This window comes from Paenibacillus periandrae, assembly GCF_022458865.1.
In the GTDB taxonomy this organism is placed as follows: Bacteria; Bacillota; Bacilli; order Paenibacillales; family NBRC-103111; genus Paenibacillus_S; species Paenibacillus_S periandrae.
The window spans coordinates 57,424-74,164 of sequence record NZ_JAJNMU010000004.1; the positions used below are offsets into that span (position 1 = coordinate 57,424).

At 46.3% G+C, this 16,741-nt stretch carries 11 protein-coding genes; all 11 read right to left on the bottom strand.

The features are described from left to right. Window positions 1–40: 40 nt before the first annotated feature. Window positions 41–1,405, bottom strand: coding sequence for an ABC transporter substrate-binding protein (locus LRL21_RS07490; RefSeq protein WP_240415142.1), 1,365 nt, complete (start codon window positions 1,403–1,405; stop codon window positions 41–43). A 270-nt stretch (window positions 1,406–1,675) separates the two neighbouring features. Then, entirely contained in the window at window positions 1,676–3,196 is a 1,521-nt protein-coding gene (locus tag LRL21_RS07495; RefSeq protein WP_240415143.1) for a response regulator transcription factor, read from the bottom strand. Further along, the gene (locus LRL21_RS07500; protein WP_240415145.1) at window positions 3,193–5,016 is read right to left on the bottom strand and encodes a cache domain-containing sensor histidine kinase; all 1,824 of its coding nucleotides are present in this window, start codon (window positions 5,014–5,016) and stop codon (window positions 3,193–3,195) included. The genes LRL21_RS07495 and LRL21_RS07500 overlap by 4 nt, the downstream gene beginning before the upstream one ends. A 28-nt stretch (window positions 5,017–5,044) precedes the next feature. Beyond that, on the bottom strand, window positions 5,045–5,938 hold the full coding sequence (locus LRL21_RS07505; protein ID WP_240415146.1) for an AraC family transcriptional regulator: 894 nt from the start codon (window positions 5,936–5,938) through the stop codon (window positions 5,045–5,047). A 354-nt stretch (window positions 5,939–6,292) separates the two neighbouring features. Further along, the gene (locus LRL21_RS07510; protein ID WP_240415148.1) at window positions 6,293–7,861 is read right to left on the bottom strand and encodes an extracellular solute-binding protein; all 1,569 of its coding nucleotides are present in this window, start codon (window positions 7,859–7,861) and stop codon (window positions 6,293–6,295) included. A 32-nt stretch (window positions 7,862–7,893) separates the two neighbouring features. After that, on the bottom strand, window positions 7,894–8,766 hold the full coding sequence (locus LRL21_RS07515) for a carbohydrate ABC transporter permease (protein ID WP_240415150.1): 873 nt from the start codon (window positions 8,764–8,766) through the stop codon (window positions 7,894–7,896). 13 nt (window positions 8,767–8,779) lie between these two features. Further along, window positions 8,780–9,754 carry an ABC transporter permease gene (locus LRL21_RS07520; protein ID WP_240415151.1) on the bottom strand — a complete coding sequence of 325 codons (975 nt, stop codon included), beginning with the start codon at window positions 9,752–9,754 and terminating at the stop codon, window positions 8,780–8,782. 181 nt (window positions 9,755–9,935) lie between these two features. Then, on the bottom strand, window positions 9,936–12,185 hold the full coding sequence (locus LRL21_RS07525; RefSeq protein ID WP_240415153.1) for a helix-turn-helix domain-containing protein: 2,250 nt from the start codon (window positions 12,183–12,185) through the stop codon (window positions 9,936–9,938). Window positions 12,186–12,351: 166 nt separating this feature from the next. Further along, window positions 12,352–13,341: a Gfo/Idh/MocA family protein gene (locus LRL21_RS07530; protein WP_240415155.1), complete on the bottom strand. Its 990-nt coding sequence runs from the start codon at window positions 13,339–13,341 to the stop codon at window positions 12,352–12,354. A gap of 199 nt (window positions 13,342–13,540) precedes the next feature. Next, complete coding sequence (locus tag LRL21_RS07535; protein WP_240415157.1) at window positions 13,541–14,926, bottom strand: hypothetical protein; 1,386 nt, start codon at window positions 14,924–14,926, stop codon at window positions 13,541–13,543. Between the two features lie 155 nt (window positions 14,927–15,081). Further along, complete coding sequence (locus tag LRL21_RS07540) at window positions 15,082–16,605, bottom strand: extracellular solute-binding protein (RefSeq protein WP_240415159.1); 1,524 nt, start codon at window positions 16,603–16,605, stop codon at window positions 15,082–15,084. Window positions 16,606–16,741: the final 136 nt, after the last annotated feature.

The window sequence follows — 16,741 nt, forward strand, 5'->3', positions numbered from 1 at the left end:
TCCAATAGTATACAACAGCGGCTTAACTGGTTTACGATTGTCACCAGCCTGGAAGATTAAGCTGCTGGGCTTGCTTTTTGACGTCCTTGTCATAATCGGCAGCACCATCCGCTGGTGACTTTTGGCCTGTACCGACCTCAATCAGGATGCTTTCCAGATTGGGTCCTTTGACAGGAGATACAAACTCCAAGGCCGGTGCGGTTTTGCCGTTATCAAAGTATGGCTGCATGTCTTTGATGCCGTCGAAGGCATCGTCAGGAACCTTGATTCCTTTGACCACATAGGGGCCATTTGCTTTGCTCTTGGTCATATAAGCCTTCTGTCCATCCGCCGACATGATGAAATCCAAAAACTTCTTGGCCGCTTCCACATTTTTGCTCTTCTTATTGATGTAGTAGGAGCTTGGCATCCACACCGTAAAGCCGTTGATGCTGGCATTATCACTTGGTGTTGGAAATACGCCTATATCCTTTACCTTATCGGGATAATTTTGTGCCAAGGCATCAATCGCACTAGTCAGCATCGGGTATTGTACGCCTGTACCCTCAGCAAGCATTTTCAGTCCATTATCGTAGGTTGTCGCGAGGAAATCCTTGTTCATGTATCCCTTACTGAACACTTCACTTGTCATCTCAAAGCCGCGAAGCGCTGAGGGTGTAGATGCATATTTCATTTTATTGGCTGTGTAATCCGCCACAAAATTAGGTACTTGAGCCTGAACATTATATTGATTGCCAAGCACGAAGAGCTGTGAGGTCCAGGTCGTTTTGTAGGAACCGATGACTGCCGTTTTGCCGGCAGCTTTGATTTTATCGCTGTTTGCGATGAATTCTGCCCATGTTTTTGGTACGGTAAGGCCAAGCTCACTGTACACCTTTTTATTATACAGAATGCCGCCGACATTCGATGAGCCGCCTGGGACGCCAAAAACCTTGCCATTGGAGGAAACGGTTTCTTTATAGGAATCGAGCAGGTTAGCCATAAACGGCTCCTTAGTCAAATCCACAAAGTTTTCTTCCGGATTGAGCGCCTTCAGCAGGGAACCCGAATTATAGTAAAGAATATCCGCCATATCCCCTGTAGCCAGACGTGTCTTGACCAGATTGTCGCCCTCCGTACCGTCCGGCTTAATGTCAAATTTGATCTTGATGTTGAGCTTCTTCTCGGCTTCTGCTGCTACTGCCTGTGTAGCGGGGTACGGTGTTCCGGTCGAACCGATCAACAGGGTAAGGGTTACCGGTTCGGCAGGCTTGGCTGCGGCCGGAGCGGGTGCAGCGGGTTGAGTGCCTGTGGCCGGGGCTGAACCGCCAGCGGGTTGTGCTTGGGGTTGTGTACTGCAGCCTGCAATTACGGTTGTTATCAATGCTGCGTAAGAACAGACGGTTAAGAACCTGACTCGACTCATTTTTTTGACCTCCTAAAAGTTTTCGTAAGCGTTGCCAGTTTTTAGAAGACTTACTTCGTAAGCGTCTCCCTCGGCCTTGATTTCATTGTACGTTCGATGCTTTTTCCAGCATACCTACGATTTGCACTCTTTTATGGGGGGGATTTTTCCTTTTTTTATAATATCAGCGTATAAGTTTTCAGCGGAGCTGAACATTCTGATATTGCAAGAAAAGCTACATTTAAAACACGGATGTATCTTCACCGAATAGACTTCGATCAGAAGCTTTTCTTATTTCTTGCCTGCATGTCGCTTCGCATAGGTAATCGGCGTTTCACCTACTATTTTTTTGAACAGCGCGCTAAAATGCCGGGGATCCTCGTAACCGACCAAACTGCTGATTTCCTGCAGCCGCTCGACCCCGCTTGTCAGCAGCTCCTTGGCTTTGCCTATCCGATAATTCGTTATGTATTCCGAGAACGTATGCCCGGTCTGGCTTTTAAAAATACGTGATAAATAACCCAGACTGACATGATGCTCGGATGCAAACTGCTGTAAGGAAATATTTCCCTGAAAATGGTTATGGATGAGCTGAAGCAGAACAGGTACAAGCCCCTTCGGATTAAAGTCCTTGATTTCCTGTTCACAATAAATACTGACAATACTTTCATTTAACCAATTAAACAACTCTGTGTAGCTTGCCAATTGATTCAGCTGCCGAACGTCCTCTTGCAGATCGTGAACACTTACCATCCCCATTTTGGAGGCAAGCACATTATATTTCAGAGAATACAGCAGATCATGAATAAACAATTGAAGCTGACGTCGGGTCACCTGCTTCAAGCGGAGCTCCTCCATAATAAGCTGTAAAACCGCACTTCCTTTTAGCATATCGCCCTTCTTATAATGAAGCTCCATGACTCTAACCTTTTCCCATACCGTACCGAGCTCGGCATCCTGCCTTTTCAATTCCGGCGGCAGCCATGTGGACATGCCAAAGGTCATCTGCTTATCCAGCCGCTGCTGCAGCTCCAAGCATACCTGGTAAAGGCTGCTTCGCTCCGATTTAACAGCAAATCCCATATGGACTGGAGATGGAAGCGCACGTAATTGTTCATATAAAAAGGATAGCTTCTCTTGGATATCGCTCATTTGTATTATATGAGGTAACGGGATTAGAACGATCTTTTGCCGGCAGTCCAGATCAACACAGTAGAGATCACTCTCTGAGGCATATTTACTGACAAGCTGCAGCCTCAGCTCATTCCAGCTGATAGCCGAATCCTTCCAGCCTTTTACCGCCGAGCCCTTATCCAATACGAGCAGCACCATACAATAGGCACGACCATTTATCGACTGCAAAATATCATAATCAGGAATTTCCTCGGCAAGCAGCATTTGCGTTATCGATCCGTTCAACCATTCCTCTCTCCGCTTGCTCTCCTTCTCGATATGTACAATCGCCTGATCCACAGCCTTGTACAGGATATCCCTTTTTACCGGCTTCAGGAGATAATCAATAACCCCAAACCTCATTCCGACACGGGCATATTCGAATTCGTCGTGAACGCTGACAATCATACTCATGATATTCGGGTCCAATTGATTCAGCTTCTCTATCAGCTCCAAACCGTCAATACCCGGCATATTAATATCTGTCAGCACCAAATGCGGCCGAACGGATTCCAGAGCTGTCAGCACATCATCGCCATTTTCAAAAGCATAAATACGGTGGTCGGGCTCGTAGCTTTTGAACAGCTCGACCATCTCAGCCAATGCCCAATGCTCGTCCTCTACTACAAAAATATTCATTGCGCGATTTCTCCCTTCACAGGTTGGACCCGACTGAACGGAATCATCAGGGTTACTGTAGTCCCAACACCCGACTTGCTGCTAACCTGCAATCCATACGGTTTTCCGTAAAAAAGCTGAACCCGTTGGTGGATATTCAAAAGTCCGATCCCATGGTGGATATTCTGAAATTGATGGAGTGAGCTTGTGCTATCCAAGGTATTGTCTATCTGCATTCTCTGCGCCTCGTTCATTCCAGCTCCGTTATCGGTCACCGTTATTGTCAGAACGGACTCATGACAGACTGCCTGTATACGAATAAATCCACCTGTCTTCACCTTGCGAAGGCCATGATTTACAGCATTCTCAATAAGCGGTTGAATCGTCAGCTTAAGAATAGAAGCCTGCAGCACAGCTCCCGAAATATCGCATTGCAGCTCCAGACGGCTGCCAAATCGATGCTGCTGAATTTTGATATAATTGTTGATGTGCTCAATTTCTTCAGCCAGGGCCACGGGTCGATGGAGATTTTTCATACTGTACTGAAATAACCCGGCTAGTGATTCCGAAATCTCGGCTACCTCCTCAATTCCCCGCAAACGGCTGATCGACTTCATAATATTGAGGGTGTTGTATAAAAAATGCGGATTAATTTGAGCATGCAGCGCCGATAGTTGAGCATTTTTCTCTGCCAGCTTTAATTCGTACACTTCGCGGATCAAGCGGGAAATGCTGTCGAGCATATGATTGTACATCCGGCTAAGCTTTCCGATTTCATTGGCTCCTGTATAATCCATTCTCTGACTCAAATCGCCGATTTCGACCCGGGACATTTTGCGCGCCATATTGCTGAGTGGGAGAGTAATTTGATGGGACAAAATATAAGAGACGGTAGCGATCAGCAGCATACTGATGAGTCCGATAATGATGACGATATCCTGAATGCGCTTTTGCTTTAAGATAATAACGTCCTTAGGGATGAGAATGATGGTCGACCACCCTGTATAGCTTGATTTTTCAAAAGTATACAGGTAAACCTTGTCCTTCCACCTTAATTCCCCTTCCGGGAGGGGCTTACTGAATATCGTGGTGTCAAAGCGTGCCTGGGAATTTCCCATGAGACGACTCCCATTTTCAAAAACAACTTCACCTTCGTCATTGACGATCAATACGTGCATCGTGCTGTCATTTTCTTTCTCTTCGGTGTTGGTCAGCACCATCTTGAATGCGTTCAGATTGATTTTGATATCCACGAATCCCATGATCGTTTGGGTAGGGATCTTCGTAATTTTACGAATAAAGGAAACGACGGTTTCCGGATTATCTCCAAGCTTTTGCTCCTCAGGAGCCGGCACCAGAATAAACGGTTTGCTGCCCAGCACCTCCGCATACTTGTGCAACTGCTCGCTCGATAGGGAAACGACCGGTTCCGGTTTGACATACTTCGTGTAATGATACAAATGTCCGTCCAAGGTGTAGATGGAAATGCTCTGTACGTAGGATTTGGGATAGGAAAAGTTAAATAATATCGGGTTTAATCTGTAGCCTATCGTTTCCTTTTCAATCGGATTGGAAGCTTTATAAAAATCAAACAGATTGCTTTGAATAGCAGGATCGATAGAAATGGAAAGAGTTAGTTCTTCAATATTTTGCATATATAAATCCAGCATTTCAGAAAATTGCTTCGCTATAATCTTGGATAAGGAAAAGGTTTGGCTCTTGATATCGCTCGTATTTTTGTAATAAAAAATACCGCAGGTGATGCCGACGATGACCAAGGCAACAATTGAAAAGGAAATAAACATCTTGGTTTTGAGCATCCGGTCATTCCATCGCCACACAGGAAACCCTCCTTTCCATTCATAGGTTTCAAGAGGATTCCCGATATTTGCCCGGGGAGCAGCCAACCCGACGATGAAACAGCCTGCTAAAAAAAGCCGGGTCCTCATAGCCGACTCTGCCCGCCACGGTAATGACCTTCTCGTCCGTTTCCTTCAGCAGGTGTTTGGCTCGCTCAATACGAATTTGATGAAGCATATCCACGACTGTCATGCCCATCGATTGTTTAAAAATCCGGTTCAATTGTCTGGAGCTGATCGTAAACAGCTCGCACAAAACGGGTATCGATACTTTCTTATCATAATTCCGCTCCAAATAACCATATATTCGGCGGATCAGCATATGCTTGGATTGGTTGCGTACCGGTTCTTTGCCGCATTGCCCTTGTGCCTGCTGGTATGAGCGTGAAAGCATAATAAGCAGCTCCACCATTTGCAGCCGAATTAAGGTTTCAGAGCCGGATTGCCGGTTGTCAAATTCGCCCATCATCGTTTCCAGCAGACTTAAGGCACGTGCCCCATCCGGTCCCGACATGTTCAGGCAGCGGTGAAAACGTTCTCTTTTGTCCATAAAAGGATGCACATAAAAGTAATCCATGGACTGTGATATCCCGAGATCAAGCAGCCAATTGCCTTGAATCAGATCCGACAAAAACAGGCAATTGATAATTTCAAGCTCCTTGCCCGGCTGGATGCTGTACGTATGGACCTCACCCGGGTTAATAATAAATACGTCGCCAGTGCGAATTTCATAATAGTGGCCCTCGAACACATGCTGACCTTCGCCGCGGATCACGTATACCAGTTCAACAAAATCGTGACCGTGCAATAACGGAACATGCTCGTGATCGTGATAAAATCTTTTGATCCAAAAGGGAAAAGATTGTTCCTTAATGAACTGGCTGCTGTGCAGCTGTCTCTCCATTCAAATAACCTCCCTGAGCAAATCATGGATAACTCCTTGTGTAAGGTGGCTTTCAATATCAGTTGAGGAGGGCTGGACGTTTGATTCATCTTATGCTTGCATTTACCTTTATAATACGGCAGGAATAAACTTCCATCATGGTCAATATAGACATTATTATAGCGTATTTGTACATTTTGCTGAACTCAAATAAGAAAAATCCGTGTTTTAAATGTAGCTTTTCTTGCAATATCAGAATATTCAGCTCTGCTGAAAACTTATACGCTGATATTATAAATAAGCCTATGGATTCCCATAAGCTTATTCGATATACAGTTAATTTTGGGGTCAATCGCTTGCTTGTACCGTGCACGATTACTTTTTCATCTCCTGGAACGCCTTCTTCTGCTCCTCCAGCACTTCATTGCCGCCGGTTTTCATGTATTCCGCGACCATATCATCGTAGAGCTTGTCAAAATCGGCTGGCTTGGCGGTAACGGTTTTTACATAAATTTCGAGTCCTTTATCGCCCAGTGTCTGATTGTACTTGATTTGCGCCTCAATAGGTCGGTTAAACCGCGCGGGCAATTGTCCGTCCTGATCGCCAACCTTGATGCTGCTCATCGTAAAATCCTTATACTTCGGATCTGCGGCATTGGCTTTTAATGTTTTCTCGGGGTCTCCCATATCCTTACCGTTGATCAGCATACTATAATCGAGATAGTTGTACATGACCTTTTTGGCCTCATCCGTATCTATGATCACAGGAAGTCCATCATCACCCTTTTTGTAGGTCACACCCTCCGTACCATTTTGCAGATCAAAGATCACCTTATAGTCGGACATCCAGTTTAAGAACTTAATGACCTCAACAGCTCTTTTGCTCGATTTGGGAATTGCGATATGGGCAGACAACGGATGATAAATTTGCTTGACGTGCTTGCCCTCAAAGTTGGTGAATGGATCAACGGGAAGCAGTGTGGCTGTCGGCACATTTTTCTGAAGCGTCGAGTAATAGGCTTGATATACAGGTTCATTCGTATTCGTAATGGCAAATCCGATAAGACCGTTAACCAGATCGGCTTGAAACTTCTTGCCATCCTTATCCAGAGCAAAGTCTGGACTGATTAACCCTTCGTTATACAGCTTGTTTAAGAACTTGTACCCGTCCTTATTACCCGGCTTAACCAAATCAGGCAGAGAGCTGTATTCCTCCTCCGTCATCTTCTTCCAGAATGATCTCACCAGTGGGTCAATATTGCCGTTGGACCTGATTCCGTAAGGAATGACCTTGCCTCCCGTGCCGCCGGGGTCTTTTTCTTTAAACGCTTTCAAAACCGTATAAAACTCGTCCGTTGTTTTGGGAGGCTGCATGCCGAGCTTATCGAGCCAATCCTTTCTGATGATGGGAGTTTGAGCTGCTATAATAATTCTTTTTGCCGGAATTGTATACTGCTTGCCACTAAAATTCCCATAGCTGAGCAATTGCTCCCCAAGATATTTTTTCAAATTAGGCCCATATTGGTTCAGCAATTCCCCGAGCTCAGTTAAGCCTCCCTGCTTGACCCAGTTCTGAACAGCAGGATCGCTGTAGGTAAATATCATATCAGGCGCTTCATTGGCCGACATTAACACGTTAAGCTTCGGTACTTCCTCTGTCCGTGGAACCGTTACGAATTCCAGCTTGATATTGTTGGGATCGCCAAACTTTTCCTGCATATATTTGACAAAGTAGCTTTCTGTGAGCGGCGGAGCACCTGGAGGGGTATTGCCGCGGTCGAACAGCTCAATTTTTAATGTGACGGGAGCACCTTTCTTGCCACTATCCGACGCACCGCCACTTGGACTTTCCCCGCCCGAGCAGGCAGCAAGCGTCCCGCCCAGCAGCGTGATTGCGAGCGTACTACCCAGTGCCCGATATGCAGATTTCTTGTTCAGTTTCATCGCAGTCCACTCTCCATTCGGATTATTTACCCTCAACCTTTTACCGCACCAATCATCATTCCGGAAATAAAATAGCGCTGCAGCCACGGATAAACCAGCAAGATAGGAACGGTTGCAAACATAATGCTCGCTGCCTTGAGGCTTTCGGGAATAGGAGCCGTTGCGCTCATCCCTTCTGTGGCCATCGAATCGCTCATCTGATTGCTGATCACGAGCTGATACAGCTTGAGCTGGATCGGATACAGATCCTGGTTCGTAATATAAAACAGCGCATCCATAAATGCGTTCCATCTGCCTACGGCATAAAATAAGCTGAGCGTCGCAAGAACAGGCATCGACAGTGGAAGCACGATCCGAATCAAAGTTCCAAAATGAGAGCTTCCATCCATGCGCGCCGACTCTTCAAGCTCCTCAGGAATTGAGGTGAAAAAGGACTTCAAAATAATTAAATAAAAAGCATTGACCATTCCCGGAAGCACCAGCGCCCAGATTGTATTGGTCAGCTTCAGCGATTTAACGAGCAAATACTCAGGTATCAGCCCTCCGCTGAAAAACATCGTAAACAAAATCATCAACAGAAAAAAATCTCTGCCCTTCAGCCTGCTCTTCGTCAACGGATATGCGGCGCAAATCGTCATCACCATACAAATCGTAGTAAACAGGACGACCAGCAGGATCGTAAACAAGAGTGATTTAAACATCTTCACGTCCTTGAGCACGGTTTCATAGGCCAAGGTGCTCCATTCCACCGGAAACAGCGTGACTTGATTCGATAATATAGCCGCATTGGAGCTAAGCGAAATGGAAACCAAATGCAGAATCGGCACAAGGCACAGGAAAGATGCAAAGGTTACTACGGTAATGATGCACGCATTGATAATTTTATCATTCACGCTGGTTGTCACTCAGCTTCCCCCTTTACCATATGCCTTGGTCGGTCACTTTTTTGGAAATATAATTTGATGAGAGCAGGAAAATTAAACCGACCACAGCCTGAAACAATCCGATAGCCGTTGCGATTGAGAAGCGGGCCGATTGCACACCTACCTTGTACACATAGGTACTGATAACATCGGATACATCGGTAACTAGAGGATTCGCCAGCACGTATGGCCGCTCAAATCCGATACTCGCCATATGGCCAATGTTAATGATAAGCAGGATCATAATCGTGGGCTTGATGCCTGGCAGCGTAATATTCCATATTTTCCGCAGTCGTCCAGCCCCGTCCACTGCAGCCGCTTCATACAGCTCCTTGTTAATACCGGTCAATGCGGCCAAATAAATGATCGTGCCCCATCCCGCATTTTGCCAAACTCCTGAGCCTACATAAGTAAGGATCCAATATACCGGATCTGTCAGGAATGGAATAACGCCAAGTCCCGACGCTTTCAATAAATGATTCACCAACCCTGTATTGGTGGACAACAGCTGATAAACCATCCCGCCTATAATGACCCAGGAAATGAAATGCGGCAAATACAAAATCGTTTGCGTGCCTTTTTTAAACCATTTGATTTGAATTTCATTTAACAATAGTGCCAATACAATGGGTGCGGGGAATGAAACGATCAGATCCAGCAGGTTGAGCAGAAGCGTGTTGCGCAGTACCTTATAGAAATCCTTCATCAGAAAAATCTCACGAAAGGCATCCAACCCCGCCCACGGGCTACTCCAGACTCCCTGAAACATATTAAATTCCTTAAATGCAATCGTTACGCCATACATCGGTATATATTTGAATACCAAAAAATACAGCATCGGCACGAACAGCAAGGCATAGAGCTGCCAATCCTGGCCAATGGGAAACCTTCTCTTCAGCTTTACTGACGCTTGCGGTAAAGATTCCGAGCTAACGACGGTACCTCCTGCTGCAGATTTCTTGCCCGGCATAGGCTACCTCCTTTTCTGTGTAATGTAAGGTAAACTTTAAAGCAGCAGCGGAAGAGGATCAATTTACATGAATCGCCGCTTAACGATTTGTTAGAAAACGCTTCCATTTGCTCGCTTAACCTTTTGTGTTCACTTAACAATTCCGATCAATATTAGCCTTCGCCCCAGGCAGGGATGGAGTTTATCGCCCCTCGGCACGTTTCCGATAATCCCCCGGAGGTAATCCGAACATATTCTTGAAGGCTCTGTGAAATGAAATGACATGGACGTAACCAACCTGCTCCGCGATATCCTGTACGGGCAGTGACGTATTCAACAGGAGCTGTTGAGCTGCCTCCAACCGTTTTCTAAGCATGTAATCAATAAATTTTTCACCGAATTCTTCCTTAAACAGCTTGCTCAAATAACGTGGATTCATCCCGAAACGATCACTGATCTGGTTCAAGGACAAATTCGAATCGGCATAATGAAGCTCAATATACTCTTTCACCCGTCCAATGAGCACATAATTATTTTTGACGGACCGCAGAGAGCATATTTTATTTTCCAATACGGAGAGCAGGGTTCCCAACCGGTCTCGCCATTCATCCAGAGTTTCCGACCCATTGGCTATCGCTTCAAATTCCGAATCATATTCATTGTGAAGCAGATGGTTCACTTCGTCCGCCATCTCCAGCAATTCTTTATGCAAATGATACATCATATAATTCGTAATGGTTTCCATGTCTGTTTGTGAAAATCGCCCTTTTTTTAACTCCTGATACAACCCAGTTAAATGGAACTGCCATTGTCCGTCACTCATCCGAAAAGACCTCGCTATCGTCCGGGCCAATTGCAGATGCGGGATAATACGGCCTTCTGCCTTGGATTGCAGGTCCCAGCTCCCTATCATGGCGCCTAGGCCAAATACCGGCTTATACGATACGTGTTCCTTTGCCTCCGAATAGGACTCGGTGATCTCACCCGGATACTGAATCTCCGAGCCGATTCCTACAGAAACCGTAAAGCCCAGGTTGCTTAAGGTCCATGCCTGCACTTTTTTCATCACATCACATACCGCAGCCTGATTCTGCTCCTGATCACTGTTGAGGTACAGAACAACCGCCATCTGCTGGGGTTCAAACCATTCGTTCCAAACAAATAACTGATCATTGTGGGCAATTTCCTGAAGTACATTGCTAAGCACAAATTTAAGCAGGTATTGGTCTCTCGTATTATAGGTCTTGGTAAATTGTGAAAAACGGTCAATCTCCACAATGACAGCTGTGAGTCGATGAAACTGGGTAGGCAGCTGAAGATTCTCCATCTCCTGCTTCCACGACTTGTCAGACCATACCTTGTGACCCTCCAGCCAATCAAAGAGCACCTGTCTTTTGCGAATGAGCAGATCATCCTTATGCAGCTGCTCATATTGACCAGCTCTTTCCAATAAATCATCAATCGCGTACTCGATATATTTTAACTCATCCTTCTCTGAGCGCTTGACCAGCTCTCCGCTTTTACGTTTGGAATAGTTCTGAATGCGCCCTGCAATGGCTTGAATCGGTTTATAATTGCGGTGTGTAATATAGGTTAGCCCGACAAGTCCGGATAGGATGGCTATGAATCCGACAACGATCCAAAAATCATTAAGCAACGCTAACAGTGAAAATCGTTTATCACTTTGTGCCGATACATACCCCCAGCCTGTATACTCCGATTTTGTAAATAGCCGATTGGTTCCTTCATGAGCGGCAGTTGATTCCTGAAGAGTGTGTTTGAGGTTAAACGGCTCCAGCTTCGAGGTCAACAGCTCGATCGGGCCGGTATCTGATCGAACCAAATCTTTAATAAACCCGTTCAAAGCCTGTAAATGGATATTAACGACAATAGCACCCTGCTTTTCACCAATATAGGGATAATATTTGATCAGCGATACGACACGTTCTTCACCTATGGATTCATGAACAAACTCATTATACATTCGGGGATCGCTCCAGGTATTCGGATTCACAGCCGAATTATAGGCGGAAAGCAGAAAATCCCGATCACCAAACTGATCCAGGTTCGATAGCCCACTTCTTGATAAAACCTTGCCGGAATTGGCATTGTACACATAGATAGAATTGGAAAAGGGGAGGATGGACGAGAGTTCGTCCATTTTTTGTGAGATGCGAAAATAGTCATACAGCACTTTAGATTCCGAGGTTGAAAAAAAATCCTTCATCGTCTGGTTGGCCACGATTTCTTTGATCACCGTGCGTTCCGCCGATTTGAGATTCGCGTCGATAGCCTGAACAACCTTCGTTGTAATCGCCTCGTTCGTCATCACGATCTGCTTCTGGACCGAATTGTTCAATACAGCGAAGAAAGAAAAAATCAGGATCGAAATGACCACAAAGAAAATAGGCGTGTAAGACAGCAGCATACGATAATACAAATTCATCTTCATCACATTCAGCCCCCTGTACTTATTTGAACATTGAGACACATGCACGTAAATATTCCCCTATTTTACCATCTCCACTTATTTCCTACAATTAACCCTTCATGTTTGTAAGGCTGTAGATAAAAAAACAACCTGCTCATCCATGAGCAGGTTATTGGCCGTTCACCAATTATTTATCAGCAGGATAGGTTAAATTCCACTGTTTTCTGATCGTATCTATCGTAGTCATGATAGCAAGTGTCTCATCCAGAGGCATAATCTTGCTTTCAGTCCGCCCTTCTCGCAGGCAGGCCATGGCCTCCTCTGCCTCAAATACAAATCCGTGTGCCTTGCGATCATCCTCGTAGGTTACCGGTTCTTCACCCGTCACCTTCAGTATGGCTGAGCGGGCCGCTAGAAATAAAGGAACATGAATATGGCCTTTAGTCCCGAATATGTAAGCATCATTGACCATAGCCAGCTGAACAGATCCATTCAGTGATGCCGCCCGCTTTCCCTCATATTCAAATAGCAGTGAAAACTGCTCGTCTACCCCGGTTTCTCCCATTCTTGCACTGCTCATGATGTTAACAGGCTGTGTACCGTATACCATCGATATAAAGGAAATAGGATAGATACCGGCATCCAGCAGCGTTCCGCCACCTAATGCGTGATTCAGTAAACGGCTTTCCGGCTTCCAGCCGATATTAAAACCAAAATCTGCTTTAACCAGTCTAACCTCACCGATCTTCCCTTCTTCCAGCCATTGTCTTACCTTGTGAATCGCAGGCAAATGGCGTGTCCACATGGCCTCCATCAGGAAAACACGATTTTCCTTGGCATACGTGATCATTTCCGCGGCTTCCGCGGCATTCATGGTAAATGGTTTTTCGCACAGCACCGCTTTTCCGGCCCGTAGAAATGTAAGTGTATTGTCCTTATGTGCGGGATGCAGCGTACCCACGTAGACGATATCCACCTGCGGGTCCTCAGCCAGCTGCTCCAGACTTCCATAAGCTTGCGGGATATTGAATTCCTTGGCAAAGCTCTCTGCCTTCTCCAGACTCCTTCCCGCAACGGCAACCACCTCTGCCCCTTCAGCATAAGCCAAATCCTTAACAAATTGTCTGGATATATTGCCCGGACCGGCAATGCCCCATTTGATCGTTGGCGTTGACATCAGTACGCTCACTCCTTACGTTCTCATATTTATTCATTTCAATCTTCTCATAAAAAAGCGTTTCCATCAAATAAATAGGAAAACGAACAGCCCTGCACCCGTTGGAAAACCGGGTAGGGCTGCCAAGTACCGCTAATATGTTCTCTTAAGGGGTTGCCAACTTAACTTCAGCAGATTGTCTGCTTGCTTATGTCTCCACTCACAAGCCGCTAATAATGTACAAATTGTAACCGACAGCGTACAGCTTCTGGCAAGCTTTGTAGTAAGGATGATTATAGCGGGCTATCGCCTCCGGTGTATCCTCGGCGTTGCGGTCAGCCCAGATGCTGATCGTACCGTCAGCGCTGAACGCAAGGATCTGCTCGCCCGGCATATCCAGAAATTTGGTCGCCATGGCAACTGTACCGCCAACACTGCCAAGGGAGACACCATGACGGTCGATGACCTCCCCGTCACCCCCTGGCATTCCACGAACAAGCTCGTGAAAGCCATCGCCATTCAAGTCCACCGGCATCGTACGGTACACACTGAACGGCAGCTCGTAGGGCGTGCCGGTTCCCGCATCATAGGTGAATTCATCCATATCTTGATGGAAGCGTCCGTCCGGTCCGCACGTTTTGGCACCAATCCGAATCGCCATTGTCACATGGCTGCGATCATCCTTTAATCTAGCCGCCCAGCCAATGTCCATATGCCCCTGTTCGACATCGCCCCACTTGCGATTTCCCTGAGCATCAAACATGACAACTCGTGGTGTTGCTGCGGGATCGGATTCGCGAACGGTGAACAACGACCAGGTTTGGCTGCTGCTGTCCAATATAGGCTGAACGACATCCGAGTGCCCCTCATAGACGTCACGGTCCGCGCAGAACAGCTCCTTGCCTGTATTAAGCTCAATGCAGCGCTCTCCCCACATCAGCTCGTCAATTCCATCTCCATTGAGATCAATCACAGGGGTGACATGGCTGCCGCGAGCACCCGGTTCCTCCCTCTTGATAAGGGTTTCCCAACGATTCGTCATATCAGCCTTCCAGCCCTGCAGCCGCATATCCATATATGTTCCCTGAGCCGTCACAAGAACGGGCTCCCCATGGACGTAACCGCCGACAATGAAATTACGGAATGTGCAGCTCAGCGGTTCTACCTTACCGCCTTCATGAGGCCATGGCCAATGCCCTACCGTCTCCCCGGTCGCCGCATCCAGCTGCTCCAAGCGGTAAAATGGCAGTGCAAACGGATGCTGTTCATTCGTATTGTTAACAAACCAGATTTCATCCACACCGTCTTCGTTCAAATCGAACGCATATACCGGGCAAAACCAGATGCCAGGAACCAACCCTTTGCCAAATTCACGCTTCCAGAGCACTTCGCCTGATTCGGTAAACAGCGTCATCTTGAGGTTATCCGTCGGATAGAAAAACATGTTCACAGACGGATCTACATCAAAGTCCGCTGCATAAATCGCCAGAAATGCCTTTTGTCCGCCACCCAGCTGTACGGGTATAGCGCGAAGCTGCCCCAAATTTTGCCCGAGCGATAACTCCAACACCTTTTCCAATTTAACCTGAACTGTAGAATTTGCCATGTTTTGTTGCCTCCTAAAAGTTTTTTGAAAAAAAACTGGCTTCGTAAGCATTTACTTTAAAGTTTTTTGAAAAAAACTGACTTCGTAAGCATTTACTTTAAAGTTTTTTGAAAAAAAAACTGACTTCGTAAGCATTCACTTTAAAGTTTTTTAAATCAAGGTTTGACCACATTTTTACCTTCGGTGTTGTACCAGTTCGTCCAGAATTCGATAGCCTTGTCCCCGCCTGCGGATTTGTAACGGCTGACGTAATCATCCCATGTTTTGTCCACATCAGCGTTGCCGAGAATCGCTTTGGTCGTATATTCACTGCTGATTTTAGCCAGATTGAAGCCGGTCAGCTCGGGGTAAAAAGGAAGCGCAGCGCGCAGCACATCCGCTTTACCTATCTTCGTTGCCATCTCCAGATTATCTACCGCCTCCTTCGGGTACACGACACCGATGTATTTCTTCACATCCTCCGTCAGCTGTCCGGTACGGACCAGCGAAAACGCCCAATGGATCGGGGCTAACTGATTGGCAGTCAGCTCAATCTTGCCGCCAGCTTCCTTATAGTTGAAATCGGGAACACCGATGAACGAATATTTCATTCCTTCCGGTGATACCGCCCAATCCATAAATTTCATCAATTGATCGATATTTTTGGTCGTTTTGGGAATCGCCACATAATGCCGGTTCAAGCTCGGATATACGAAGCTGGAGGCTTTACCGTCAAGCTGCAGCGGCGCGGGAACCGCAATGTATTTGCTCATGACCTCCTTCGGAATTTCCAGACCGGACGGATAATGCCAGAATCCAGAGATGATGCCATACTTGAGCGTTTTAAACTTTTGTTGGAAAATGGGTGTTGTGATGGTCGGAAATTCCGGGTCGAGAATTTTCTCATTGACAAGCTTGTTCATAAATCTCAAAAATTCTTTGTACTCCGGCGTGATTTCCGATGGCGTTACTTTCCCATCACGAATGGAGTAGGCCTCCGCATTAAAGGCAGCTTTGAACGCACGAGCTCCGTTATCAACGGTATTATTCGTTAATAAGCCGAACGTATCGTTCTTCCCGTTACCGTCAGGATCATTGATTGTAAACGCCTTCATCACATTGTAAAAATCATCAATGGTTTTGGGAATCGGCAGCTTCAGCTTATCCAGCCATTCTTTATTGATATACACAACCTGACTCAAGCCGTCGGGCCTGCTGTAAGGAATGGCGAACACTTTGCCCTTTTCGGTAACCGGCAGCCATGCATCAGGGGGCATAACCTTCTTCAGATTCGGATACTTGGCCGTATCATTAATATAAGGAGACAGATCAGCCAACAAATCGTCTTTGGCATATTTCATAACCAGATCGCGATCGCCTACAGCAAACGCATCCGGATAGCTGCCCGATGCCATAAGTACATTCAGCTTATCTACGTAGCCAGCCGTACCGGGTGAATCCAGCACGACCTCCACCCCTGTCTTCTCCTTCAGAAACTTGATGTACTCGTTATCCGAGAGCGACATTCCTTTGGGATCGACGTTGTAGTCAAACATCACTTTAAATTTATACGGGCCCGCATCCTTTGGTGCCGCTGCCGTATTTCCCCCTGACCCTGTGCTGCTGCAGCCGACCATAGCTGCTAACGCTGCAGCCAATAATGCTGGTAAAGCTGTTCTGTTCCAGGTAACCCTTCTCATCCGGACATCCTCCTTTTATAGATACAAATCGTTTCCACCGACTGAAGCTGCTCCCCCTTTTAAATGGCAATCGGTAATATCGGCCGGTAATTCCATTTTTAAATCATTGGACCTCGCTTGGCAATTTACATTATTT

Bases quoted from the DNA above. Each gene is read 5' to 3' on its own strand.
- LRL21_RS07490 (WP_240415142.1), bottom strand. From the start codon at position 1,405: ATGAGTCGAGTCAGGTTCTTAACCGTCTGTTCTTACGCAGCATTGATA.
- LRL21_RS07495 (WP_240415143.1), bottom strand. From the start codon at position 3,196: ATGAATATTTTTGTAGTAGAGGACGAGCATTGGGCATTGGCTGAGATG.
- LRL21_RS07505 (WP_240415146.1), bottom strand. From the start codon at position 5,938: ATGGAGAGACAGCTGCACAGCAGCCAGTTCATTAAGGAACAATCTTTT.
- LRL21_RS07510 (WP_240415148.1), bottom strand. From the start codon at position 7,861: ATGAAACTGAACAAGAAATCTGCATATCGGGCACTGGGTAGTACGCTC.
- LRL21_RS07520 (WP_240415151.1), bottom strand. From the start codon at position 9,754: ATGCCGGGCAAGAAATCTGCAGCAGGAGGTACCGTCGTTAGCTCGGAA.
- LRL21_RS07525 (WP_240415153.1), bottom strand. From the start codon at position 12,185: ATGAAGATGAATTTGTATTATCGTATGCTGCTGTCTTACACGCCTATT.
- LRL21_RS07530 (WP_240415155.1), bottom strand. From the start codon at position 13,341: ATGTCAACGCCAACGATCAAATGGGGCATTGCCGGTCCGGGCAATATA.
- LRL21_RS07535 (WP_240415157.1), bottom strand. From the start codon at position 14,926: ATGGCAAATTCTACAGTTCAGGTTAAATTGGAAAAGGTGTTGGAGTTA.
- LRL21_RS07540 (WP_240415159.1), bottom strand. From the start codon at position 16,605: ATGAGAAGGGTTACCTGGAACAGAACAGCTTTACCAGCATTATTGGCT.